21 protein-coding genes are annotated in these 18,332 nt (G+C 62.3%); 3 read left to right on the plus strand and 18 right to left on the minus strand.

Going from position 1 to position 18,332, the window contains the following annotated elements:
* Nucleotides 1-16: 16 nt before the first annotated feature.
* Nucleotides 17-1,576: a MocR-like pyridoxine biosynthesis transcription factor PdxR gene (gene pdxR, locus FA94_RS33840; protein WP_035563900.1), complete on the minus strand. Its 1,560-nt coding sequence runs from the start codon at nt 1,574-1,576 to the stop codon at nt 17-19.
* 140 nt (nt 1,577-1,716) lie between these two features.
* On the opposite strand from pdxR, the gene FA94_RS33845 reads away from it, so the two are divergent.
* Together FA94_RS33845 and FA94_RS33850 are read left to right on the plus strand one after the other, a co-directional pair.
* Nucleotides 1,717-2,454, plus strand: a complete 738-nt coding sequence (locus tag FA94_RS33845) for an NAD-dependent epimerase/dehydratase family protein (protein ID WP_035560019.1) — start codon at nt 1,717-1,719, stop codon at nt 2,452-2,454.
* Nucleotides 2,451-3,008, plus strand: a complete 558-nt coding sequence (locus FA94_RS33850; RefSeq protein ID WP_231585097.1) for a cupin domain-containing protein — start codon at nt 2,451-2,453, stop codon at nt 3,006-3,008. The genes FA94_RS33845 and FA94_RS33850 overlap by 4 nt, the downstream gene beginning before the upstream one ends.
* 96 nt (nt 3,009-3,104) lie before the next feature.
* On the opposite strand, the gene FA94_RS33855 is transcribed toward FA94_RS33850, so the two are convergent.
* The 12 genes from FA94_RS33855 to FA94_RS33910 all read right to left on the minus strand — a co-directional run bounded on the left by FA94_RS33855 (nt 3,105) and on the right by FA94_RS33910 (nt 13,143).
* Nucleotides 3,105-3,689 carry a nucleoside 2-deoxyribosyltransferase gene (locus FA94_RS33855; RefSeq protein WP_035563904.1) on the minus strand — a complete coding sequence of 195 codons (585 nt, stop codon included), beginning with the start codon at nt 3,687-3,689 and terminating at the stop codon, nt 3,105-3,107.
* A gap of 186 nt (nt 3,690-3,875) precedes the next feature.
* A complete protein-coding gene (locus tag FA94_RS33860; RefSeq protein WP_035560022.1) occupies nt 3,876-4,316 on the minus strand; it encodes a hypothetical protein in 441 nt (146 codons plus the stop codon).
* Between the two features lie 122 nt (nt 4,317-4,438).
* Complete coding sequence (locus tag FA94_RS33865; protein WP_035560025.1) at nt 4,439-6,130, minus strand: purple acid phosphatase family protein; 1,692 nt, start codon at nt 6,128-6,130, stop codon at nt 4,439-4,441.
* 402 nt (nt 6,131-6,532) lie between these two features.
* Nucleotides 6,533-6,757, minus strand: a complete 225-nt coding sequence (locus FA94_RS33870; protein WP_035560027.1) for a hypothetical protein — start codon at nt 6,755-6,757, stop codon at nt 6,533-6,535.
* A gap of 108 nt (nt 6,758-6,865) precedes the next feature.
* The gene (locus tag FA94_RS33875; RefSeq protein ID WP_035563906.1) at nt 6,866-7,285 is read right to left on the minus strand and encodes a hypothetical protein; all 420 of its coding nucleotides are present in this window, start codon (nt 7,283-7,285) and stop codon (nt 6,866-6,868) included.
* Nucleotides 7,286-7,355: 70 nt separating this feature from the next.
* Complete coding sequence (locus FA94_RS33880) at nt 7,356-9,290, minus strand: putative bifunctional diguanylate cyclase/phosphodiesterase (protein WP_035560030.1); 1,935 nt, start codon at nt 9,288-9,290, stop codon at nt 7,356-7,358.
* A 409-nt stretch (nt 9,291-9,699) separates the two neighbouring features.
* Nucleotides 9,700-9,996, minus strand: a complete 297-nt coding sequence (locus FA94_RS33885) for a 4Fe-4S dicluster domain-containing protein (RefSeq protein WP_035560033.1) — start codon at nt 9,994-9,996, stop codon at nt 9,700-9,702.
* Nucleotides 9,997-9,998: 2 nt separating this feature from the next.
* Complete coding sequence (locus tag FA94_RS33890; RefSeq protein WP_035560036.1) at nt 9,999-10,310, minus strand: hypothetical protein; 312 nt, start codon at nt 10,308-10,310, stop codon at nt 9,999-10,001.
* A 12-nt stretch (nt 10,311-10,322) separates the two neighbouring features.
* Nucleotides 10,323-10,904 (minus strand): RNA polymerase sigma factor, encoded by a 582-nt coding sequence (locus tag FA94_RS33895; protein ID WP_035560039.1) that lies wholly within the window; start codon nt 10,902-10,904, stop codon nt 10,323-10,325.
* Between the two features lie 122 nt (nt 10,905-11,026).
* A complete protein-coding gene (locus FA94_RS33900) occupies nt 11,027-11,899 on the minus strand; it encodes an SDR family oxidoreductase (protein ID WP_035563908.1) in 873 nt (290 codons plus the stop codon).
* 61 nt (nt 11,900-11,960) lie between these two features.
* Nucleotides 11,961-12,362, minus strand: a complete 402-nt coding sequence (locus tag FA94_RS33905) for a VOC family protein (protein ID WP_035560041.1) — start codon at nt 12,360-12,362, stop codon at nt 11,961-11,963.
* Nucleotides 12,363-12,480: 118 nt separating this feature from the next.
* A complete protein-coding gene (locus FA94_RS33910; protein WP_063771814.1) occupies nt 12,481-13,143 on the minus strand; it encodes a TetR/AcrR family transcriptional regulator in 663 nt (220 codons plus the stop codon).
* 121 nt (nt 13,144-13,264) lie between these two features.
* Here FA94_RS33910 and FA94_RS38355 point away from each other — a divergent pair, with 121 nt between their 5' ends.
* A complete protein-coding gene (locus FA94_RS38355; protein WP_081936290.1) occupies nt 13,265-13,624 on the plus strand; it encodes a Fur family transcriptional regulator in 360 nt (119 codons plus the stop codon).
* A 17-nt stretch (nt 13,625-13,641) separates the two neighbouring features.
* Here the strand turns inward: FA94_RS38355 and FA94_RS33920 are convergent, their stop codons facing one another.
* From FA94_RS33920 to FA94_RS33940, 5 genes are all read right to left on the minus strand, one after another.
* Nucleotides 13,642-13,953, minus strand: a complete 312-nt coding sequence (locus tag FA94_RS33920; RefSeq protein ID WP_035560047.1) for a hypothetical protein — start codon at nt 13,951-13,953, stop codon at nt 13,642-13,644.
* A gap of 64 nt (nt 13,954-14,017) precedes the next feature.
* Nucleotides 14,018-14,881 carry a dienelactone hydrolase family protein gene (locus FA94_RS33925; RefSeq protein WP_051981055.1) on the minus strand — a complete coding sequence of 288 codons (864 nt, stop codon included), beginning with the start codon at nt 14,879-14,881 and terminating at the stop codon, nt 14,018-14,020.
* A 244-nt stretch (nt 14,882-15,125) separates the two neighbouring features.
* Nucleotides 15,126-16,229 (minus strand): nucleoside hydrolase, encoded by a 1,104-nt coding sequence (locus FA94_RS33930; protein WP_035560048.1) that lies wholly within the window; start codon nt 16,227-16,229, stop codon nt 15,126-15,128.
* Nucleotides 16,230-16,359: 130 nt separating this feature from the next.
* Nucleotides 16,360-17,298, minus strand: coding sequence for a ribokinase (gene rbsK / locus FA94_RS33935; RefSeq protein ID WP_035560050.1), 939 nt, complete (start codon nt 17,296-17,298; stop codon nt 16,360-16,362).
* A 31-nt stretch (nt 17,299-17,329) separates the two neighbouring features.
* Entirely contained in the window at nt 17,330-18,331 is a 1,002-nt protein-coding gene (locus FA94_RS33940) for an ABC transporter permease (protein ID WP_035560054.1), read from the minus strand.
* Nucleotide 18,332: the final 1 nt, after the last annotated feature.

Below are 18,332 nucleotides of genomic sequence, written 5' to 3' on the forward strand. Positions count from 1 at the left end.
ACGGCCTGGCTTTGCATCACGACAGCGCGCGCGCCAACGCGATCACCCCTGACGCGATATCGTCGACGCCGACCGACGCAAACCCAAGGACCAGCCCCGCCGGCGCTGGTCGGTCGACCGCGTGGCGCGACAGCGCCCGCGTTTCGATGCCTTCGAGCGCCGCGCGGCGCACTACTTCGTTGTCGTCGGTGTCGCGCGGCAAGAAGGCCGGCGCGTCGAGTCCGGCAATGATCGGCGGCACCTCCAGCAAGCCGGCAAGATATCGCGTCACGTTGGCCGTCAACGCTTCAGCGCGCTCGCCGTAAAGCACGCGCATGCGCCGGATATGCCGGCCAAAATGGCCATCGGCGATGAACTCGTGCAGCACCGATTGCTGATCCAGCGGCACATGCCGTGCGGTCAACGACAACGCGGCCACGAACGGCCCGACGAGGCGGTCGGGCACGATCGCATACGCGGTTCGCAGCGCGGGAAACAGTAGCTTGCTGAACGTGCCGCAGTAGATCACGTGGCCGTCGTCGTCGAGGCTCTTCAACGCCGCCAGCGGATTGCCCGCGAAACGGTATTCGCTGTCGTAGTCGTCTTCAATGATGACCGCGCCACGTTCACGCGCCCATTCGAGCAACGACAACCGGCGTTCGAGCGCGAGCGGTGGCCCCATCGGCGCTTGCCGCCCGGCCGTCACGAATGCGAGGCGCGCGTCGGGCGCGTGTCGGCGGGCCCATTCCACATCGAGGCCGCTGGGGTCGACCGGCACGCCGATCACGCGCGCGCCCGCTGCCTCGAGCACGAAGCGCGCGCCAACGTAGCCGGGATCTTCGATCCACGCGGCGTCGCCCGGATCGAGCAGCAGACGCGCGGAGAGATCGATCGCCTGCTGAACGCTGCCGAGCATCACGACGTGATCCGCCGAACACGCGATGCCGCGCGACATGCCCACATAGCCGGCGATCGCTTCACGTAGCGGCCGGTAGCCTTGTGCTTCGCCATCGCCGAGCAGATCACGCCGGGTGCGGCGCGCGCGTTTGGCCGCAATGCGCGCCCAGAGATCGAACGGAAACGCGTCGAGGTCCGGCTGGCTCGCGCGGAAAGCGCGTGCCGGGATCGAGCGGCCGCTGAGTTGGAAGGCGCTGCGGGCGAGCAGGCGTCCGCGGTTGGAGAGCACCACGGCTGGTCGCTGCGCGCCGCTCTCGTCGTCTTTGCTTTTGCTGTTGCTGTTGCTGTTGCTTTTGCGTTCACGTACCGATGAGCGGCCGTCGCGCTTCTTGATCGACGTAGGTTCGCCTCGATCGCCACTGTCGATGCGCCGATCCGGCAATTCAGCCGCGACGAAACTGCCACGCCCTACCGCGCCTGCCAGATACCCTTCCGCGTCGAGTTGCGCGAACGCACCCAACACGGTTCCGCGCGACAGCTCGAAGCGCGCCGCGAGATCGCGTGTGGAAGGCAGCCGCGCGCCCGGCGGCAAGCGGCCGCTCAGAATCGCGGCGCGCAGTTCGTCATAGAGCCAGCGCTGCCGCGACACGCCGTCGGGTCGCGGCGCTAAGGCGAGTTCAATCTGTTCTGCCCGTCGCACCGGTTTCTCCGTCAAATTGGCTTAGTTATTTTCTCGATAATGGACCTTTTTTGCGACCATTAACAGCCCTATTCTGCTCTTCATCGGAAGCACGGCATGCCGTCGCGGACGTTCGCTATCGCTTACGGGAGAGAAGAGGAATGGCACACAAAATATTTGTTGCGGGCGCAACCGGCGCGATTGGCGCCGCGCTCACGCCGCTGCTGATCGAGGCGGGCTACAAGGTTTTCGGCAGCACGCGGCGTGCGGAGCGCGCGAAACAACTCGAAGCGGCAGGCGTCGTGCCGGTTGTCGTCGATGTATTCGACGCGAGTGCGCTGCGGGATGCACTACGTTCCATCGCGCCGCATAGTGTGATTCATCAACTCACGGATCTGCCTGCGGGACTCGATCCTGCCCGGATGGCCGAGGCCGTGCGGAACAACGCGCGGATACGCGACGAGGGCACACGCAACCTGATTGCCGCCGCCATCGCGGCCGGCAGCAACCGGTTGATCGCGCAAAGTATTGCGTGGGCGTATCGGCCAGGCGCTACGCCGTACGACGAAACGTCACCGCTCGACGTCGACGCGGAAGGCGCGCGCGGTATCAGCGTGCGTGGCGTCGTGGCGTTGGAGCAGCAGGTTTTGGAAGCCGCGTCGTTGAATGGCACGGTGCTGCGATATGGACAGATCTACGGCCCTGGCACTGGAGCAGACGCGCCGAAGGGTTCGAGCCCGCTACACGTCGAGGCTGCTGCGTACGCGGCCTTGCTGGCGCTTCAACAAGGCGCTGCGGGTGTGTACAACATCGCGCAAGACGACGCGGAAGTCACCAGCGTGAAGGCAAAACGTGAGTTGCGCTGGCGAGCAAGCCTGTGTCGGGTGGCACGTGTATGAACGCGCGCATGCTGTCGTGTCTGTCGAATCGGTCGAATCTGACGGCCGGCAAACCCGCGCTGTTTGCCGCGCTCGCGGTGGCCGTGCTGTCGCTCGGTCCGGCGGCGCCTCGCTCGGCGTTCAACTGGTTCGCTACGCTTTGTGGCGGTACCCAAGGCAGCGGTCCACTACTGTCCAACGGCTCGCCGAACACGAATGCGAATGCCAATGCAGCGAGCCGGCCGGCGTCGATTATCAAGGTGTTGTCATGCGAGGCGCTGCCCAATGCGCCGGGCAAATCAATCACGATGATCACCGTTGAGTATCCGCCGCTCGCGTTCACGCCGGCGCATCGTCATCCGGGGTCGGTGACGGCCGTCGTGCTGCAAGGAACGGTGCGCTCGCAACTAGGTGGCGGAGCGGCGATCAATTACGCCGTGGGACAGACGTGGTTCGAGCCGCCGGGCACGCTTCATGTGTTTGCCGAGAATCCCGATCCGGTTCATCCGGCGAAACTGCTGGCGACGTTTGTCACGGATACGGGGTGTGGAGCGTTGGTGTTGCCGCCCGATTAGCACTCGACTAGCGGGGTGCCGCGGGCATACGCCGGTTGGCCACGGAGTCGACATCACCAGATCGGCCAGCGGCGGAACGCACCGACGTGAATGTCGCTACGCGTTTTTGAAGGTGCTAAACAAAGTCTTCGCCAGCGAACTCATATCGTCGCCGCCCTCGCGCAGCGACGCGATCCCGGCGCCGACGGCCATCGTCCTCTCCACTCTGCGTGCGTGATCTCGTTCGACGCTTTCCCGAATGGCCAGCGGAAGCGCCGCGACCTGAGCGACAACCTGAAAATCGCCGAGTCCTGCGAGCATCGGATTGTCGGAACCGCTGAGCATGGAGCGCGCGTCGGCCTTGAAAAGCACTAACGGCTTGCCCGCATGCCAGGCGAGCGATGCTTCCACCACCGTGCCTTCATCGGCAACACGGCCATTCAGATTCGCGACAACAACATCGCAGCGTTCGAGCAGTTGATACGTATCCAGGCTGAAGATCGCGCGATCGAGAATCTGCGCGGCTTCTTCAACCGACGCGCCCAACTTCTCGAGTTCCGGTTTGAGTCGCGCAAATTCCAGACCATCGCGATGCGGCAGAAACGTCGCGAAACCGGCGGCTTCCAACGTGTGAGCAATCGAATCCATTTCCGCGCGTTCGGCCGCGTTGAAGAGCGGACCTGCGCAATACACGCGTAGCATTTTTTGCGTCTCCTGAAGGGTGGCCTTGAATCGCGAGACGCCTTCGCGGCATTCGCCGCATGAATCGTCCCACTGCCAGGAGCTTAACGCGCCGACAAACAACATGCTGAATCAGGCCACCTGTCGCTCATATTTGTCGCTCAGGCGAGGACGCTGAGCGAACCTCGCCGCGTTCCCTTCACCGCATTAATCGTAGTGACGATGCCGATGATGCCGCTTGCCCGACCGATAGCCGCGCGAATAGTCGTCCGAGTACGAATTGGAGCGCGACATGTTGCCGCCGAGCGCCGACCCCGCGCCGCCGCCCAACGCCGCACCGACGAGGCCACCGCTGCGGCCGCCCATCGCATTGCCGGCCGCGGTGCCCGCGCCGCCGCCCAGCGCGCCGCCGATAATCGCGCCCGTGCGCTCACGACGGTTCGACGTCACCGCACCGCCCGCGCCGCCGCCGACCGCGCCACCGAGAATAGCGCCGGTACTGCCGCCGACCGCACCGCCCAGGGCAGCGCCGGCGACACCACCGAGCGCGCCGCCAAGGGCGTTGTTCATGTCACCGGCCATGGCCGGCAAAGAAGCCGCAGCGCTGAGCACGGCAATAGCAAGCATCTGAACGAGTTTCTTCGGCATAAAAAAGCTCTTTTGTGTTTAGGACGGCGCCGAGTATAACCGGCAATTTGAAAGCTTTTTGTAACCGCCTAAACACACGTCCGTAAGACGTGTAACAAAAGATCTATGCCGTTTTACCGCCCTTATCCGCGTCGTTTCTTCTTCAACTCGATCGTCTCGAACAGCTCATAGTTTTGCGTCGGCGTCTGGTCCGCGCCGGGCGCGTGATAGTAGTTCATCGTGATCGTCGTCTCGCCGCCGTGCTCACCCGGATCGTGATCGAACACGGCGATCCCGTAGCCCGTGCCGGTATCGCGCTGCGCGGACCAGATCGCGTCTTCAACCGCATCCGCGCCGGCGCGTACGAATGTGCCCGCCGTCGTGCCCGGAACCGGACGGTTCGGCCGCGTGAACAGGCGCGCTTGCGGCATGCCCGTGCCGGCGTCCACGCCGTACACATCCAGCGGCGCGCTGGTGCCGCCGCCGCCGAGAATCAGGTGAATCGTGCCGTGGCTCGTATCGAACGTCGACGCACCGGACGACACCGCCGACATCACCGGCTTCGGCTGCAACGTATCGACCGGACGGCCCGTGGCGATGTCGGTGCCTTTGTTGTGATTGCAACCACGCACGGGGTAGCTGCGCTCGTAATCGTGATCGTGACCGCACAACACGAGGTCCACACCGTAGCGATCGAACAGCGGCAGCCACGCTTCGCGCAGACCCTTGTCCGAGCCGTTGCCGGTCTTCGACGAACTCAGCGCGTCCTGATGCATCTGCACGACGATCCAGTCGACTTCGCTGTCCTCCGCGGCATGGCGCAGGACGCGTTCGAGCCAGCGGGTTTGCTCGCCGTCGCTATAGCCGCGTACGTACAGCGAAGTGCCCGGTTGAATCGGCGGATTGCCGGTGCTGGCCACCGGCACCAGCGGGGCCGGGCCGGCGACGAAAGCGGCGGCGTCCTGATAGACGATATCGTCCGCATCGAGCGAGATGAACAGCACCGAGCTCACGCGGAAGCTGTACCAGCGCCCCTGAAAACGCGTGTGATTGTCCGGCAGCGTATAGCGCGCGAGGTACGACGCGAGGCCCTGTTCGCCGTTGTGAAATTCGAGTTCGTGATTGCCGGGACACGGCATCCACGGACGATTGGCCGCCGAGGTCTGGCAGTTGTTGCCGAAGTCGCGCCATACATCTGGCTGATGCATCGGGTTCAGATTCGCGTAGCAAAGGTCGCCGTTGAGCAGATGGAACAGCGGCTCGAAACGCTCGACCGCTTGCACCGCGAAACGGCTTTGCGGCGACGACAAAACCCAACCGGTATTGGGCGTCGCGAGGTCACCGTAGCTGGTCCAGCGAAACGCCGCGCGGCCGCGCGGCGCGGTGCGAAAGTTTGCCGTGAAAGGCTGCGCCGCGTTGCTGTCGTTCTCGGCGGTAACTTCGTATTCGTAACTCATGTCGGACTTCAGGTCACGCAAACGCGCGTGATACGCGAACACCACTTCGCCGTTGATGCCGTCGGTGTACGTGCTTTGCACAGCGTGCACCGTGTGCTTCGCGCCACCCGCGGCGCCGAAACGCACTTGCGGCTTCACCGCTTGCGCAAGCGTCGCCCACGACACGGTGGCTTCGCTCGACGGATCGTTGCCCCACGTCAGGTGGATCTGTTCGGGCGTGCCGTCCGGCGTGCTACTCGCGGCACGCGCCGTCGACGCGAACGTGCTCGCTGCGGTAGCGAGGCTGGAGGCGCCGGCAAACTTCAAAAACCCACGACGCGAAACGATGGAAGCGCCCTGTTCGGACGGCACAGCATTGGCGATTTTCTTGTTCGACATGTCTGGTATTTTTCTATGGGTGGAAGGATGCCGGCGAATACGCGGAGAGACCATGCGGCTGCGTAGGCGGCAAGGATGCGGCTGAATGTGCACCACGAAGGTGACCCGCGATCCTAGCCGTGAAGCTATGACAGCCGGATGAAAACAGTCATACGAAAAGTACCGTGAATCAGCGTGCGATTGAGAATGGCGAGCCAGAACAGGCGGCTTCGATGTCAGGCGAATAATTCTTACGAATTACCGACATTTACGGCGCCGCAGTCACGAAAGTGAAAGGGGAGTTGACGCGCACGAGGGCGGGGTGAAGTGATGCGAGGTAATGCGAAGTGATGCGTTGATCGCGAAGCCGCCGGAAGCATGAATCCGTCATACGGACTCATGTTTCCGGCGACCTGCGTTCGTTCAGGCTTGGGGAGCCGTGTCGTCGGTGGCTTGCGTGTCGGCTGCGGCGTCTTGCGTCTGGTCGTCTTTCTTTTCGACCATTTCTTCCAGCTTACCGGCGCCTTCGAAACCGGCTACAGCCGCGATGCCTTTCGTCAGCAAGCCTGCGCCCGGATCCACTTTTTCTGCTGCTTCAACAGCGGCGAATGCCCCTGCAATCTTTCCTGCTTCGTCCAAGAGTCCCATGGCGCTCTCCTCGAAAAAAAGTGAATTAGCATCCTCTCACGAACTCGGCGGCTTGTCGTCAAATGTCAATTGAACATGACGATTGGCGGATAAGTCGGCGGCGACGCACTATCGCTTCGGCGGTTGAGGATTGTTGGCAGGATTCGTATCGAACCTGGAGACGCTACTGATTCCGTCTTCGCTGACAAGCTTCAACAGATCGGCCTCCATGTCATCCGCAATGAGCTTGCCGTAGACCTCGTCGCCGTTCACGTAGACCGTAAACGATTGAAGGTATTTCGCCTTCTTCTGCGGATTCTCAATCGTCTCGCGGGTCCACTGATAGAGCGGATAGTTTTCCGTGCCGAGTTTCTCCGCCTCGCTGACGTAATCGGCGAACGCATCGAACTGACACTTCAACGTGGCGTTGTGTTTGTGCAGAACATCACGCAACGCAGCGTGCGACGCGTACGTTGGGTCGGTGCGCAAAGCCTCCGCGAGCCCGCACGCAACCGTTATTCTGAGTTGAAATTGCAACGTGGATTCCATGGCTGCCTGGGTGTCGGCGTTAACGTGCAACGTACGCATGCAGAACGGCAAGCGGGTCGCAAAACGTCGCTCATTCCTTATCCGCTAACTGAGCAACAACCGGTTCGTCGATTCGCGCAATCTCGCTGCCCCGCACGGGCTTACCGAGCAGAAAGCCCTGAGCGTGCGTGCAACCGCATACCCGCACGAAGTCCAACTGTTCCTGCGTCTCGATCCCTTCCGCCGTGGTCGGAATGCCGATTTCGCGTGCCAACGCAACGATCCCGCGAACCACCGCGGCGGATTCGCGACGATGCACCGACTCCTTGACGAAGGAACTGTCGATCTTCAGCTCGTCGAACGAGAAGCGCACGAGCGTCGACATGGTCGAGAAGCCCGTGCCGAAGTCGTCGAGCGCGAGTCCGATACCCAATGCGCGCAGCCTCGCGACGTTGCGCCGGGTGACGACGTCGTCATTCAGCAGTACGGTTTCCGTGACTTCGATATTCAATCGCACGGGCGGCAGCTTCGTTTTACGCAGAATTGCCGCCACACTCGAAGCAAACGATTCTTCCCGCAATTGCACCGGCGATACATTCACGGCGACTGTGACTTTATCTTGCCAGGTCGCGGCTTCCCTGCAAGATTGCAGCAATGCCCATTCGCCCAGGGCGAGAATCAGGCCGGTACGCTCGGCCGTGGGAATGAACGCGGAAGGAGGCAGCTCGCCACGCGTGGGATGCGTCCAGCGAATCAACGCTTCGCGGCCGGACACCGCGCCGCTGCTGAGATCGACAATCGGCTGATACTCCATGCGCAAGCCGCTATACGACTGCAATGCGCCTTCGAGGTCGCTGCGCAGCAAGCTCAGGCTCTCGTCCGACGCATGCTTGCCGGTATCGAACAGCGCGAACGCGCTTTTACCGCTGCGTTTGACCGAATACAACGCGCGGTCGGCGCAAATCAGCAATTGCGGTCCTGTTTGCGCATGCTCCGGATAGAGCGAGACGCCCACGCTCGCGCCGATATGCACCAGCGCCTCACGCAAAGCGAACGGCCGTGCCAATGTTTTGACGATGCGATCCGCCAGGATACGCACGTCGCGCGCTTGCCCGGTTGCGTCTGAAATGGCGACGAATTCGTCGCCCGCCAGGCGTCCGACGAGATCGCCGCTCGGCAGTACTTCGCGCAAGCGGATCGCGGCTTCCTGAAGGATCGGATCACCCGCTGCATGGCCTAGGCTGTCGTTGATCGCCTTGAAACCGTCCAGATCGATCAGCAGCACCGCGAATTGTTGATCTTCACGCAGCGCGCCCAATTCAGTGCGCTCCAGCAGCAGTTCGCTGAGCCGTGCGCGATTCGGCAAGCCCGTGAGACTGTCCTGACGCGCCAGACGATGACTGTTTTCACGCGCAAGCAGCAAGGCGACCGTGTCGCGATTGCTGCGCAGCGCCACCGTGAAAAATCCGGCGGCGCAGAATGGCGCCTGAAACAGCAAGACGAGTTTGCCGGAGCCAGGCGACAGCGCCGCGCCAAGACCCAGCAGCCCGAGAATGAAAGTAATCTGCAACAGCACAAGCCGCGGGGTGCCGGCATTGCGTCCCGCCAGGCCACCAATCACACCGACGGCGCAAACGTTTCCCAGCAGAAATAGTGTTGAGTCTCCGCTCATATTGCACAGTAACGTGCCGAATCCGAATAGCGCACTCCAGAGCAGGCTGGCGAATAGAAACGCGGAGGTAGGAGTCGGCTGGCCGCGAGCGCTGCGGGTGCAGTTCAACCAGATTAGCGCGAGGCGGGCAATCAGCAGCGCGACGACAGCCACGCCCCAGCCGGCGTAGAGCGCATTGGGATAAAGATAGAACGCCGTCGCGCAAACGCTGATTTCACAGATCGACGCGAATATGATCGACGCGGTGCGTGTGAACAGATTGGCAAGCAGTACCTGCCGATTGTCCGCGCTCAGGTTCTGAGCGGAAGAAACGATCCACTTAAAAAACGGAGACCTTGGTTCGCTGAAAGCCATGACCTGCACATTTTTGTTGGTAAGTGGATCGGTATGCTGCGCAATTATTACGTAAACACAATGAATCGGGTTGATTCAGGCGTGGGGAACCGCGCATTGGGACGACGAGATCGTGAGTGACGGAGCGGCCATTCTGGAAGACAAAGATGTCAAGCTCAACTGCCTATTCGATTCACTGGAATAAATTTATTCCGGCGTGCGGATAGTGTTCGCCAATAGAAACAGCCGGCTGGGCGCCGGCTGTGTGCTCTCCAAGATTCCGAAAAAATTGGTTGCGCATGCACGAGTCCGTGCATAGGCCCTCTAGATGGCGCGAACCTGACGCTGCGATGGCCGTAATGACCAGGTGCGTCTATCGGAGAGGTGCATCGACAGTGAATCGACAGGAAAGTCGGTTGCGCGACGCCAGCTATGACGCTCTGGCTAGCTTGATCGCGCGTTCAGGGCAGGCCGTCACGCAAAGTCCACACGAACGGCAAGCGTCCGCGTTCGGCGTGTAGGCCACTTTCATTCCATGCACCCGCAACTTGAAGCGATTCATTGCGCCGAGCTTCGCGTAGTCGGCGTCGTCGATACGCCGAATCTCGAACACGTTCTCGGGGCACACCTCCAGACAGTCCCCCTTGCCTTCACAGCGGCGCAGGTCGACCACGGGCACGATCACACCCGCGTCCTGCTTGCACTCGGCGGTCGCTTTCTGGCGCATGCTCATTCTCCTTTGCGTCGGCCGAAACGGGTTTGCCAGGTCGCCTGGAATTGCTCGCGTTCTTCAGGCGTCATGGCCTGCCATTTGCGCCAATGCCGCCGTTCGCGCCAGCCGCCGCCGTGTCCGCGAAAGCCGCCGAACAGAATGCGGCTCAATATCAGCAGACCCAATGCGTGCCAGAAATCGATCAGGCGGGCGCCGACGAACAGAGCCGGCACCACCCAATTCCACAACGTCATCACCGCCCACCCGAGCACGGCGACGCCGACCACCACGAGCGGCACCAATGCAATACATTTGATTCGAGATTTCATCCGTCGACTCCTTTAAAGATCCAGTTCGTCATAAACCACTTGCAGGCGGGCGCGCAGATGCAACACCGCATAGCGTTTGCGCGCAAGTAAGGTATTGATCGCTACACCCGTTTCCGCTGCCAACTCCTTGAACGCGCGCCCCTCCAGTTCGTGCGCGATGAATACGTCGCGCTGATTGGGCGGCAAATCGTCGAGTGCGTCCTGCAAGGTTTCGAGCAATGCGGCGCGCGCGTACAGCGCTTCGGGACCTGCGTCATGGGCGGGCAGCGCGAGATCGAGTCGATACTCGTAATCGGCTTCATCTCCGTCGTCGATGAGTTCCGATAACGGTTGCTCTTTCTTCTTGCGAAAACGGTCGATGATGCGATTGCGCGCCGCGCGAAACAGCCACGCGCTCGCCTGCTCAATGGGAGCGGGAAGCCGGTACGCCTGCACGAACTCGTAGAAGACGTCCTGCAAGATGTCCTCGGCCTCGCCGGGATCGCGCACACGACGCCGGATAAAATTCCCGAGCTTCATGCGCTCACGCACCACAGTCGCGGTGATATCGCTATCTCGGTCTTTCATCGTGTCCGGGGTGGGCTGCGGTTCCATGCGTCTGAAGACGTTTCAGGATCGCGGATATTGTGGGCCGTTTGAAGAATCTTTGGGGCCTGCCGAACGGCAGCCGGAAATGGTGTGACGCGCAGCGGCGTGCGAGCCGCCGCGCCACGTCATCAGACGGCGTAGTAGCCGGGCTGATCGATATCGGTGAGCAGGTCGGGACCTGTCGGCGACCAGCCGAGCAGCGAGCGCGTACGCGCGCTGGCGCCGGCCATGTCCGCGCCGACGAAACCCGCGAACCACCCGAAGTGCTCACGGCCGCGCGATTCGACCGGCACGCCGAGCCGGCGTCCAATCACTTCGGCGAGATCCTTGAACAACACACCCTCGTCCGCGACTGCATGGTAGACGGACTCGGTCACGCCCTGCTCGACCGCCAGCCGGTAGACCCGCGCGGCATCCAGCCGATGCACGCCGCCCCAGCGGTTCAGGCCTTCGCCCAGATAGGCGGACACGCCCGTCTCGCGCGCCATGCGGATCAGCATCGGGACGAAACCATGATCGCCCGTACCGTGAACCGATGGCGCGAGCCGAACCGTCGCGGCGCGCACGCCGCGCTCCGCCAGCGCTCTTGCTGTGGCCTCCGACTTGCGGGGAAAAGACGGGTCGGGCACGTCCGCTTCGGTCGCAGCGCGGCCTGATGTGAGGTGCGCGAGCCCCGAGGTCACGAGAAGCGGACGGTCCGATCCTTGCAACGCGCTTCCAAATGCTTCGATCGCGCGGCGCTCCTGCTCGGCGTTCTCGACGAAGCGGGAGAAGTCGTGGTTGAAAGCGGTATGAATCACCGCATCCGCCGCCGACGCGGCGCTGTGCAACGCGTCGAGGTCTTCGAGCGTGCCGCGAATAACCCGTGCGCCGGTCGCGGCCAGCGCGGCCGCTTTGTCGTCGGAACGGACAAGGCCCGTCACCTGGTGGCCGGCGTCGAGCAACTCACGGACCACGGCGGAGCCGACCCATCCGGTGGCTCCGGTTACGAATACTTGCATATGCTGAAACTCCTGCATGTCCGCGCGGCCATCGGGTACGGCGGAAATGCGATTGAAGATGTCAAAGGTCGAAGGTGCCGCGATACGCTTCGTCGGCATCGGACCGGGTATTGATTTCCACGAGTACGCCGCCGGGCACTTCACAGAAAAACCGCGAGCCGCGTTCGTGTTTGAACACGCCGGTTTTCATCACGACGCCGGCCGTGGCCATGCGGTCATAAAGCGCGCGAACGTCGTCGAGCGTGCCCAGTTCGAAGCCGATGTGAAAGTTGTGCGGCCACGCAACCGGATGGTCGCCGGCGTCGTCGATCACGATGTCGAAACCGGGGCGTTTCAGAATCCAGCTACCGTGCCGCCCGGTAACCGTGCAGCCGAGATGTTGTTCGAAGAAGGTCGCCGTTGCGCTAACGTCGGACGAGGGGAAGCTCATGTGATTGAGCTTCATGGTGGTGCTTTGGGTCATGTCGATCTCCGTTGATCCGGATCGCTCGTTGCGTTCCGTACGGAGAATGTTACGAGTAAAAGCTCGCGTTCAATACTCGCGTCGCCCGACGCTGTACCGACGACCGCTCAGGCCCGTGCTACGGGCGTTTCCGGGCATGCGGCGAGGTTTTGCGCGGGGCCTGCTCGCGTTTATCCTGAGATTGCGGCGGCTCTTCGGCGGGCGAAGCGGAAGAATCGCGCGCCAAGGCGGTCTCGGTGGCCGACATCATCGTGAGGTAGCCGAATGCGGCGGCTGTCACGCGGCGAATGAGTCCGGCCATGTCCGTCTCTTCCCGTTCGCCCGCCGCGTCGACGAGGCCGCGAATCATTGCCAGCAGATCGCGCGAGGCGACCAACGTGTCCTCTTGCGGCGGTAGACCGTCACGCGCGAGGATTTCCGTCAGCAAGGAGCGTATCGAACCCTTGGTGGAGAGTGCCGCGCGCATGTGCGGTCGGCTCTCTTCCACGTCGAGCAGGCGCGCGAGCGTGGGCCGCGCGAACTGCTGCCGCACCGATACGCCAATCAGATGATCGAGCGCGACCGGTCCGCTGGCATGGTCGAGCGCCGCCAGCGCCTCCTGATAGAAGCCTTCGCTTTCACGCTGCATCAGCCCGAACGTGAGCGCGTCTTTGCTGGGGAAGTACTGGTACAGCGAGCCGATGCTGACACCGGCGCGCTCCGCCACCGCGTTCGTATTGAAGCCTTCGAGCCCCTTGCTTTCTAGGACTTGGGCGGCCGCTTCGAGCAGGGTGGCGACCATGCGTTCCGAGCGGGCCTGGCTGGGTGCTCTGCGCGGTTTAACCGGCGACGAACTGGACGGTCGAGGCATACGGCGAGTGGAATGGAAAAGTGATTGGCGTTAAAGACGCAGTCTAAGCAATATCGGGCGGCGCGTTAATAGCGATTGTCGGCGATCGGCCAGGTACTTCGGTGACGCGCGGTTGCTGTCCAACGTAGCGTTCGGTGACGGCCGCATGGTCTATGAACTGAATGACGGCAATCCGCACGACCACATTGTTTGCAATGCGTGCGGTGGCGTTCATGAATTCTTCGATGCTGAAATCGAGGCGCGACAACAGGCTGTCGCGGAGCAAATCGAATTCGCGGTGTTGGGGCGACGATTGGTGTTGTTCGGTTTGTGCGTCAACTGCAAAAAAGGGCAGCGCATCGGTCAGGCGGACGATCCGGAAATAGCGGTTCGCTTCGCCTTTATGTGGCTACCCTCTTCACAACAGAATTAACCGCGGCCGTATTCCGATTACGGCTTGCCTTTAAGCGTGAACGGCGCCAGCAGCGCCTGCACATCCACCCGCTGCCCCTGAAGCAGAAGCAGCCGTGCGTGAAGCACCGTGTTTTCCAGCACCAGCTTGGCGGTGCTCAACAGGTAAAGCGCGTGAATGTCGGACACGGCCATATTGCCCGCTTCGACCTGGTGGTGACGCTCAACCAGAGAACTCATCACAAGCTGCCTGAGTTCCTGCTCTCCAAATGGCAGGTCCGCGTAATCGATCGGGTCGTCGGCTTCGACCTCTCGCAGCATCTCAACGAGCGTTTCCGTGCTTACTTGCATGTTTCGGCTCCACGTTGTCGGTTAGGGCCAGCATCACCAAGCTACGTCATCCAGCACGTCTAGCCTACTGCTTCGATTTAACCGCGTCCAGCGTACTGTCGTTTCCTGCGTTCGCGGTACGCAGCACCGAAGAAACAAAGCTCTCGAAGCCCGGCTCCCAGATCGGAATCGCACGGTCGACGGCGAACATGCCGTGACCATCCCGGCCAAACGGTTGCTCGATCACCAACTGCCCCTGACCGCCCGCCGCCTGAAACGCGCTGAACCAGGTGCGGACGATATCCGGCGCGAAAAACATGTCGTTCTGCACGTAGTGCCAATAAACCGGCACATGCGTTGTCGACGCATAGTGCCCAATCGTCTCGGCCATTCTGTCAGGCCCACACGGGTCGCCGGGGTTGGTGGCGGGACGCCCGCCACGCCCACCGGAGAAATTGACCACGGCGATAACGCCGGGCGGAGAATAACTGGCGGCAGCGAGCGACGCAAATCCCCCCGCCGACTGCCCCACCAGAATCACATGATTTTTGTCGATTTGCGGCAACGTGTCGGCAAACGCAATCGTGGCCAGCAGATCCTGGGCCGCCGCGTTGCCGGCCGCCAGGAAGTCGGGCCGCTTGCACGAGCCGGCGTCTTCGGCGAACGTGCCGCCCGTCTCGCCATAACCGCGGCGTATCGGCACGATGACCGCAAAGCCCATCCGTACGAACTCGCGAATCTGCGCAAGCTTGCGATAACGGCCGACCTTCACACGGTCTCGGGCATTCGGCGGATTGCCGTGACTGAGAACGATGAGTGGGAACGGACCCGCGCCGTCGGGCATATAGGTCGTCGCGACGAGCTTGCGCTGGCCCATGCCGAAGAAGCTTTTCTCTGTCGTCGGCACCGACACGACGGTTTCGTGCAGGTCCGTCGCCGTCGGGTCCAATTCCCCCGCGATGGCGGAACATCGCCATAGCGCGAGCGTTAGTGCGCAGGAAAACAATCCAATGCGGAGCAGGTTCTTATTATTCATATCGCCTTTCGAAAGACTTTATCTGCACGAGTTTGAAGAGAAGCCATCAAGGTCGTTCGTCGTCACCGACGCTACCTTACTGCTTTTTTCTTCATGCGTCGGCAGATCTCGTCTTTTTAGGGCTAGTGGGCTTCTGTTCCGCTTCGGCAGCGCCGTGTCACGGCAGCGTAATCGGCACCGGGCGCGTCAGCAGATCGACATAGAGACTGAAGAACCGGTTGTTATCGAACTGTGTGACATACGTAATCCTGTTCGGCGAAGCGCCGGACGCAGGCTGATCCGGATAGACCGTCACATGCCCTTGATTTTCGCTACTCGTGGTGTCGATATCGAGGTAAGCGCTTTTGGTTTGCGTGGCATACGTCGGATCGAGGAAGTACGCGATCGTCAACGTGTCGAACAGATCGGTGTTGTCGGCAAACGCGCCTGCATTCGCAATGCCATAGGCCTTCGTCACCGCGGTCTGCTTGTTCGGGTTGTTGACGATCTGGTCGTACACGCTTTGCGTAAGCGGCACTGTGTTCGTCACGTCGAGCGGAATCACGGCTTGCGGAATCGTGGTCTGCAATACCGTACGCACGGCAAGCGGATCGAACCACCAGTTCAGCTCGGCCACGGCGTTCGCATTGCCCGGCACCGCCATCGCGCCGCCCATGTAGACGATCTGTTTGATCAGCGGCACGATCTCCGGCGCCTTCATGATGGCCGTGGCGAGATTGGTCGGCGGACCGACTTCGAGAATCGTCACCTGGTTCGGATAGCGCTTGATGGTCTGGATCATGAAGTCCGCGGCGCTTTGCGTCTGCAGTTTCGTCGACACCGCGAAGCCGTCCGGCGGTGGGACGAGTTGCGACTGTTGAGTCGGCTCAGGCCGGCTCCACGCGCCGAAATAGCCTTGCGGATTGGCCGCCTGCTGCGCGCGAATACCCGCTACGTCGTATTGCAGCGGATAGTCCGCGCCGCCGTAGACGCCCACCACGTTCTGCACGCCCATGCGTTCCACAGCCTTCAACGCATCCGATTCTTCCTGCAGCAACCAGTCGTTGCCGGTGACCACCGTAAGCCCGAGCAGATTGACCTTGGCTTGCCCCATCAATTGCGTGGTCATGGCGAAGAGCTGGCCGTCGTCGCCCATTGTGTTGAAGTCCGAGTCGATGATGATTTTCGGCGCGGTGGCCAGCGGATCATTGGCCGTTACGCCACCTCCGCAGCCGGCCACCACCGTTGACATCATCAGGATACCTAGACATTGTGATTTCATGTTTTTCGTCCAGTTTAGAGCGTGATTAACGAAGAAACACCATCGGGAGAAGGTGTCGATAAATCAACGTCGAGCCACCCGGGGAGGGTGGCGGTACGGACAGCCCCACATCACACAACAGGCGCCCGTGTCAGGCTGCGCTATCCACTTCAGCGCGATTCGGAATGGACGGCTGCGCACCGGCGCGCGTCACGGAGATCGATGCCGCGCGTTGCGCGAGGCTGATAGCGCCTTCGAGAGGCTGGCGCGCGGCGAGCTGCGCGGCGAACACGCCGATAAAGGTGTCGCCGGCCGCGGTCGTGTCGATGGCCTGGACCTGCGGCGCGGGAAAATGCTGGCCTTCACCGCCGTCCACCAGCAGATAGGCGCCCTGCGCGCCCAGCGTGACGATCACATTGCGCGCCCCGCCGCGTTGCAATTCGGTCGCGGCCCGTCGCGCGCCGCTTTCCGACTCGACCGGCAAACCGGCGAGGATAGCGGCCTCGACCTCGTTCGGCACGAGATAGTCGACCAGCGGCAGCCATTCCGCCGGCAGTGGACCGGTGGCCGGCGCCGGGTTCAGCACGGTGACCTTGCCCAGCCGGCGAGCCAGCGCAAGGGTCGCGTGAACGGCCTCCGGCGGCGTTTCCAACTGGCATACCACGATGTCGCAAGCCTTGATCGCGGCTTCGTGGCGAGCGACGCCTTCAGGCGTCAGTTCGCCATTGCTGCCCGCCACCACGACGATCGTGTTCTGCCCGTCGTCCGACACCGTCACCATCGCGACGCCGGTCGGCTGGGTCGGATGCACCTCGATCCCGCTGCAGTCGATACCCTCGGTTTCCAGATCCTTGACCCGCTGGGCCCCATTCGCGTCTTTGCCGACGCAGCCGACCATGGCCACCTGCGCGCCCATTCGCGCGGCCGCAACGGCCTGGTTGCCGCCTTTGCCGCCAGCGACCTGCGAGAACTCATGCCCGCCGATGGTCTCTCCCGGACGCGGCAGATGCGGCGCGCGCGCGACCAGATCGGTGTTGATGCTGCCCACCACCAGGACGCGGCCCTGTTTCGTCTCTTTTGACACGTTCATTCTCCTGCTCACCATTCAGCGAATGGTCGATTTATGCGGCGCGACGCCGGCTTCGATAAGTATCCAGCACGACGGCCACCACGATGACGGCCCCCGTGATGATGCGTTTGGTCGGCTCGGTCGCGCCGATCTGGGCAAGGCCCGCGGCCAGAACCGAAATGATCAACACGCCGAAAAAGGTGCTCGTCACCGAACCGCGCCCGCCCATCAAACTCGTCCCGCCGATCACCACCGCCGCGATCACCTGCAGCTCGATGCCTTGGCCGGCATTTGGGTCCGCGGCTTCGAGCCGGGAAATCTGGAACAGCGCGGCGAGACCGGCCAGCAGGCCCATCATCGCGAACACGGCAATCTTGTAAGGCCGCGGATCGACGCCCGCGAGACGCACCGCTTCTTCATTGGTGCCGATGCCGACCAGGTAGCGGCCAAACACCGTACGCGTCAGCAGAAACTGGGCGGCCACCATCACGGCGATCGCGATCAGGAACGCCGGCGAAATGCCGAACGCGATCGGGTTCGACAGAAAATCGAAGGCGTCGCCGATATAAGCGGTGCGCGAATTCGTGAGCTGATACGCGACACCGCGCGCCGCTTCGAGCACACCAAGCGACACGATGAACGACGGAATCCGCCAGGCCACGGTGATCGCGCCGGTCACGCAACCGGTGAGCGTTGCGCCGGCCATGCCGAGCAGCGCCGACGGCAGCGCCGGCCAATGCCACTGCAAAGCCGCGACGCTGGTCAGTGCCGCGCCGAGCGCCAGCACGGAGCCGACCGACAGATCGATGCCCGCGATAATCAGCACGAACGTCATGCCGACCGACATCACGACGAGATCGGGGATCTGGTTTGCAATCGTGCTGAACGTGTCGTAGCTCAGGAAGTGCGAACTCAGCAGCGAGAACAGCACGATCATGCCAAGGAGGGCGCCGAGCAGTCCGAGGTAGTTCGAGAAGCCGAGGCGCGTGCCGATCGACTTCGCTTTCTTCGGGGGTTCGCTCTGCAGCGTGGGCAGGCTGGTTGGTGCGGTCATG

The organism is Burkholderia sp. 9120, from assembly GCF_000745015.1.
Taxonomy (GTDB): Bacteria; Pseudomonadota; Gammaproteobacteria; order Burkholderiales; family Burkholderiaceae; genus Paraburkholderia.

Coding starts and splice junctions, on each gene's coding strand:
- FA94_RS33870 (WP_035560027.1), bottom strand. CDS start 6,757: ATGGGACTCTTGGACGAAGCAGGAAAGATTGCAGGGGCATTCGCCGCT.
- FA94_RS33905 (WP_035560041.1), bottom strand. CDS start 12,362: ATGACCCAAAGCACCACCATGAAGCTCAATCACATGAGCTTCCCCTCG.
- FA94_RS33920 (WP_035560047.1), bottom strand. CDS start 13,953: ATGCAAGTAAGCACGGAAACGCTCGTTGAGATGCTGCGAGAGGTCGAA.
- FA94_RS33940 (WP_035560054.1), bottom strand. CDS start 18,331: ATGACCGCACCAACCAGCCTGCCCACGCTGCAGAGCGAACCCCCGAAG.
- FA94_RS33880 (WP_035560030.1), bottom strand. CDS start 9,290: ATGGCTTTCAGCGAACCAAGGTCTCCGTTTTTTAAGTGGATCGTTTCT.
- FA94_RS33885 (WP_035560033.1), bottom strand. CDS start 9,996: ATGCGCCAGAAAGCGACCGCCGAGTGCAAGCAGGACGCGGGTGTGATC.
- FA94_RS33865 (WP_035560025.1), bottom strand. CDS start 6,130: ATGTCGAACAAGAAAATCGCCAATGCTGTGCCGTCCGAACAGGGCGCT.
- FA94_RS33895 (WP_035560039.1), bottom strand. CDS start 10,904: ATGGAACCGCAGCCCACCCCGGACACGATGAAAGACCGAGATAGCGAT.
- FA94_RS33850 (WP_231585097.1), top strand. CDS start 2,451: ATGAACGCGCGCATGCTGTCGTGTCTGTCGAATCGGTCGAATCTGACG.
- rbsK (WP_035560050.1), bottom strand. CDS start 17,298: ATGAACGTGTCAAAAGAGACGAAACAGGGCCGCGTCCTGGTGGTGGGC.
- FA94_RS33855 (WP_035563904.1), bottom strand. CDS start 3,689: ATGCTACGCGTGTATTGCGCAGGTCCGCTCTTCAACGCGGCCGAACGC.
- FA94_RS33900 (WP_035563908.1), bottom strand. CDS start 11,899: ATGCAAGTATTCGTAACCGGAGCCACCGGATGGGTCGGCTCCGCCGTG.
- FA94_RS33875 (WP_035563906.1), bottom strand. CDS start 7,285: ATGGAATCCACGTTGCAATTTCAACTCAGAATAACGGTTGCGTGCGGG.
- FA94_RS33860 (WP_035560022.1), bottom strand. CDS start 4,316: ATGCCGAAGAAACTCGTTCAGATGCTTGCTATTGCCGTGCTCAGCGCT.
- FA94_RS33910 (WP_063771814.1), bottom strand. CDS start 13,143: ATGGTCGCCACCCTGCTCGAAGCGGCCGCCCAAGTCCTAGAAAGCAAG.
- FA94_RS33890 (WP_035560036.1), bottom strand. CDS start 10,310: ATGAAATCTCGAATCAAATGTATTGCATTGGTGCCGCTCGTGGTGGTC.
- FA94_RS33845 (WP_035560019.1), top strand. CDS start 1,717: ATGGCACACAAAATATTTGTTGCGGGCGCAACCGGCGCGATTGGCGCC.
- FA94_RS33930 (WP_035560048.1), bottom strand. CDS start 16,229: ATGAAATCACAATGTCTAGGTATCCTGATGATGTCAACGGTGGTGGCC.